At 54.3% G+C, this 5,293-nt stretch carries 2 rRNA genes; both read right to left on the bottom strand.

From position 1 onward, the window contains the following. Positions 1–3,008, bottom strand: a 23S ribosomal RNA gene (locus tag DCC24_RS11800); the annotation flags it as partial. A gap of 629 nt (positions 3,009–3,637) precedes the next feature. After that, positions 3,638–5,161, bottom strand: a 16S ribosomal RNA gene (locus DCC24_RS11795). Positions 5,162–5,293 lie beyond the last annotated feature (132 nt).

The following is a 5,293-nucleotide window of genomic DNA, read 5'->3' as shown; positions in this document are numbered from 1 at the left end:
CTGGGAACCTCTCACACCACAAGGGTGTCAGGAGAATTCATCTTGAAGCAAGCTTCCCGCTTAGATGCTTTCAGCGGTTATCTATCCCGAACGTAGCCAATCAGCCATGCACCTGGCGGTACAACTGACATACCAGAGGTTCGTCCGTCCCGGTCCTCTCGTACTAAGGACAGCCCTTCTCAATTCTCCACCGCGCGCAGAGGATAGGGACCGAACTGTCTCACGACGTTCTGAACCCAGCTCGCGTACCGCTTTAATGGGCGAACAGCCCAACCCTTGGGACCAACTCCAGCCCCAGGATGCGACGAGCCGACATCGAGGTGCCAAACCATGCCGTCGATATGAACTCTTGGGCAAGATAAGCCTGTTATCCCCGAGGTACCTTTTATCCGTTGAGCGACGACCGTTCCACAACGAGTCGCCGGATCACTAGTCCCAACTTTCGTTCCTGCTCGACCTGCCAGTCTCACAGTCAAGCTCCCTTGTGCACTTACACTCAACACCTGATTGCCAACCAGGCTGAGGGAACCTTTGGGCGCCTCCGTTACCATTTAGGAGGCAACCGCCCCAGTTAAACTACCCATCAGGCACTGTCCCTGAACCGGATCACGGTCCGAAGTTAGATGTTCACTATGACCAGAGTGGTATTTCACAGAGCGACTCCACTACCACTAGCGTGCTAGCTTCACAGTCTCCCACCTATTCTACACAAGCCACACCGAACACCAATACCAAACTATAGTGAAGGTCTCGGGGTCTTTCCGTCCTTCTGCGCGTAACGAGCATCTTTACTCGTACTGCAATTTCACCGAGTTCACAGTTGAGACAGCGGGGAAGTCGTTACTCCATTCGTGCAGGTCGGAACTTACCCGACAAGGAATTTCGCTACCTTAGGATGGTTATAGTTACCACCGCCGTTTACTGGGGCTTAACTTCACCACGTCGCCCACAAGGGCTAATAGCTCCGCTTAACCTTCCAGCACCGGGCAGGAGTCAGTCCATATACATCGTCTTACGACTTCGCATGGACCTGTGTTTTTGATAAACAGTCGCTTCCCCCTGGTCTCTGCGGCCCCTACCCCCTCCACCCAGCACGTGGGTGTCAAGGTCGAGGCCCCCCTTCTTCCGAAGTTACGGGGGCATTTTGCCGAGTTCCTTAACTATGATTCTCTCGATCGCCTTAGTATTCTCTACCTGACTACCTGAGTCGGTTTAGGGTACGGGCAATGTCAACCTCGCGTCGATGCTTTTCTTGGCAGCATAGGATCACCAGATCTCCCACCACGTGGGAGCCCATCACGTCTCAGACACACACAGAGCGGATTTACCAACCCTGCATCCTACACGCTTAGACCAGGACCATTCCACTGCCTGGCCCGGCTACCTTCCTGCGTCACACCTGTTAACACGCTTGCCTCACCAGTTCAGGTCCCACGCTCACCAACCACGTCACCCCGAAAGGTGATCCAGGAAGGCTCGGGTGGTTAGTATCACCAGCTCAGCAGGGACGGTCTACCACTGGTACGGGAATATCAACCCGTTATCCATCGACTACGCCTGTCGGCCTCGCCTTAGGTCCCGACTAACCCAGGGAAGATGAACTTGACCCTGGAACCCTTAGTCATCCGGCGGAAGGGTTTCTCACCCTCCTATCGCTACTCATGCCTGCATTCTCACTCGCACGCTCTCCACAACCGTTCACACGACTGCTTCACCACACGCACGACGCTCCCCTACCCAACCCACCACACGGTGGTTTGTCACAGTTTCGGCGGTATGCTTAAGCCCCGCTACATTGTCGGCGCAAAATCACTTGACCAGTGGGCTATTACGCACTCTTTCAAGGGTGGCTGCTTCTAAGCCAACCTCCTGGTTGTCTCAGCAACTTCACATCCTTTTCCACTTAGCACACGCTTAGGGGCCTTAACCGATGATCTGGGCTGTTTCCCTCTCGACCATGAAGCTTATCCCCCACAGTCTCACTGCCACGCTCTCACTCACCAGCATTCGGAGTTTGGCTGACGTCAGTAACCTTGTCGGGCCCATCAGCCAACCAGTAGCTCTACCACCAGCAAGAAACACGCAACGCTGCACCTAAATGCATTTCGGGGAGAACCAGCTATCACGGAGTTTGATTAGCCTTTCACCCCTACCCACAACTCATCCCCTCCATTTTCAACTGAAGTGGGTCCGGTCCTCCACGTGCTCTTACACACGCTTCAACCTGGCCATGGGTAGATCACTCCGCTTCGGGTCCAGAACACGCGACTCACCGCCCTCTTCAGACTCGCTTTCGCTACGACTACCCCACACGGGTTAACCTCGCCACGCATCACTGACTCGCAGGCTCATTTTGCAAAAGGCACGCTCTCACACCCCACAGGACGCTCGAACGGATTGTAAGCACATGGTTTCAGGTACTCTTTCACTCCCCTCCCGGGGTACTTTTCACCATTCCCTCACGGTACTGATCCACTATCGGTCAATAGGAAGTATTTAGACTTACCAGGTGGTCCTGGCAGATTCACACGGGACTCCACGAACCCCGTACTACTCGGGAAAACACCAAAGCCCGGCCAACGCGTTACCACTACGGGACTCTCACCCACTACGGTGTAGCATCCAAACTACTTCGCATACACGCAACCATCACTCGCCAGCCCGGTAGAACCAGCACAGCGCATCCCACAACCCCCAGCACGCAACCACTACCGTGTATCACACGCACCAGGTTTAGCCTCATCCACGTTCGCTCGCCACTACTAGCAGAATCATTATTATTTTCTCTTCCTGCAGGTACTGAGATGTTTCACTTCCCCACGTTCCCTCCAACTGGCCTATACATTCAACCAGCGGTCACGCACCACCACGATGCGCGGGGTTACCCCATTCGGACATCCTGGCATCAACGCTCGGTTATCAACTCCACCAGGCTTATCGCAGATTCCCACGTCCTTCATCGGCTCCTATTACCAAGGCATCCACCATGCGCCCTTCACAACTTACAAACACCACCAACCCCCACAACCCAACACAACGAAGGAATCACAGGGGACAACCGATGGCGCCACACGTAAGCCACAAAACAAGCAACACCAACACCACACACAACACCAAACCAGCATCATGCGATGGTGACTGGACACACAAAACAAACAACTAAAGCAACCACAAAGAAACACCACCACAACCACCAACCCCAACAGGCCAATGATCGCAGCACAAACTCATGCTCTTTGCAGCACAACCACAACACCACAAACCGCAGTGTCATGATAGATGCTCACGTCCACTATGCAATTACCACAACAACACCCCACCCACCCCCATCACCACCAACACGATGACAACAAGAGCAGACAGGCCACCAGGGAACAATTACCCCATAACCCAACAGTGCACCAAACACACCAGAACACCACCAGCAACCACCACACTCCACGAACCACACCACACACAACACGCGACGCGGAACAGTACTAATAGCAGCAACCAGCCAAGCCCACAGCATGACCCCCACACAACCAGGGATTCATTGATGATCCACCCAAACAGCACCCCAGCACCAACACCACAACAGCATCAGTCACCACACCAGGGCACCAACAAAAACACTGAGAAAAAACTTTCTCCTTAGAAAGGAGGTGATCCAGCCGCACCTTCCGGTACGGCTACCTTGTTACGACTTAGTCCCAATCGCCAGTCCCACCTTCGACGGCTCCCCCCACAACGGTTAGGCCACCGGCTTCGGGTGTTACCAACTTTCGTGACTTGACGGGCGGTGTGTACAAGGCCCGGGAACGTATTCACCGCAGCATTGCTGATCTGCGATTACTAGCGACTCCGACTTCATGGGGTCGAGTTGCAGACCCCAATCCGAACTGAGACCAGCTTTAAGGGATTAGCTCAACCTCACAGTATCGCAACCCTCTGTACCGGCCATTGTAGCATGCGTGAAGCCCAAGACATAAGGGGCATGATGATTTGACGTCATCCCCACCTTCCTCCGAGTTGACCCCGGCAGTCTCCTATGAGTCCCCAACCAAATGCTGGCAACATAGAACGAGGGTTGCGCTCGTTGCGGGACTTAACCCAACATCTCACGACACGAGCTGACGACAACCATGCACCACCTGTACACCAGCCCAAAAAGGGAAGAACCATCTCTGGAACGATCCGGTGTATGTCAAGCCTTGGTAAGGTTCTTCGCGTTGCATCGAATTAATCCGCATGCTCCGCCGCTTGTGCGGGCCCCCGTCAATTCCTTTGAGTTTTAGCCTTGCGGCCGTACTCCCCAGGCGGGGCACTTAATGCGTTAGCTACGGCGCGGAAAACGTGGAAATATCCCCCACACCTAGTGCCCAACGTTTACGGCATGGACTACCAGGGTATCTAATCCTGTTCGCTCCCCATGCTTTCGCTCCTCAGCGTCAGTAACAGCCCAGAGACCTGCCTTCGCCATCGGTGTTCCTCCTGATATCTGCGCATTCCACCGCTACACCAGGAATTCCAATCTCCCCTACTGCACTCCAGTCTGCCCGTACCCACTGCAAACTCAGAGTTAAGCCCTGAGCTTTCACAGCAGACGCGACAAACCGCCTACGAGCTCTTTACGCCCAATAATTCCGGATAACGCTCGCACCCTACGTATTACCGCGGCTGCTGGCACGTAGTTAGCCGGTGCTTCTTCTGCAGGTACCGTCACCAAAGCTTCTTCCCTGCTGAAAGAGGTTTACAACCCGAAGGCCGTCATCCCTCACGCGACGTCGCTGCATCAGGCTTGCGCCCATTGTGCAATATCCCCCACTGCTGCCTCCCGTAGGAGTCTGGGCCGTGTCTCAGTCCCAGTGTGGCCGGTCACCCTCTCAGGCCGGCTACCCGTCGACGCCTTGGTAGGCCATTACCCCACCAACAAGCTGATAGGCCGCGAGTCCATCCAAAACCGCAAAAACTTTCCACAACCAACCATGCGGTCAGAAGTCATATCCAGTATTAGACCCAGTTTCCCAGGCTTATCCCAGAGTCAAGGGCAGGTTACTCACGTGATACTCACCCGTTCGCCACTAATCCACCACAGCAAACTGTAGCTTCATCGTTCGACTTGCATGTGTTAAGCACGCCGCCAGCGTTCATCCTGAGCCAGGATCAAACTCTCCAAAACAAGAACAACAAAAATGAAGTCACGCCCCAGAAAGAACGATCAAAAGGCAGGCCGGAAAAACCCACCACTGGCCAAACCACAACCCCAAAACCAACGAGGCAAAAAAGAGGCCATGGCAACCAAACAAAAAAA

Origin of the sequence: Auritidibacter sp. NML100628, assembly GCF_003185985.1 — a bacterium.
Classification (GTDB): domain Bacteria; phylum Actinomycetota; class Actinomycetes; order Actinomycetales; family Micrococcaceae; genus Auritidibacter; species Auritidibacter ignavus.
This window is presented reverse-complemented; position numbering and strand designations above follow the sequence as displayed.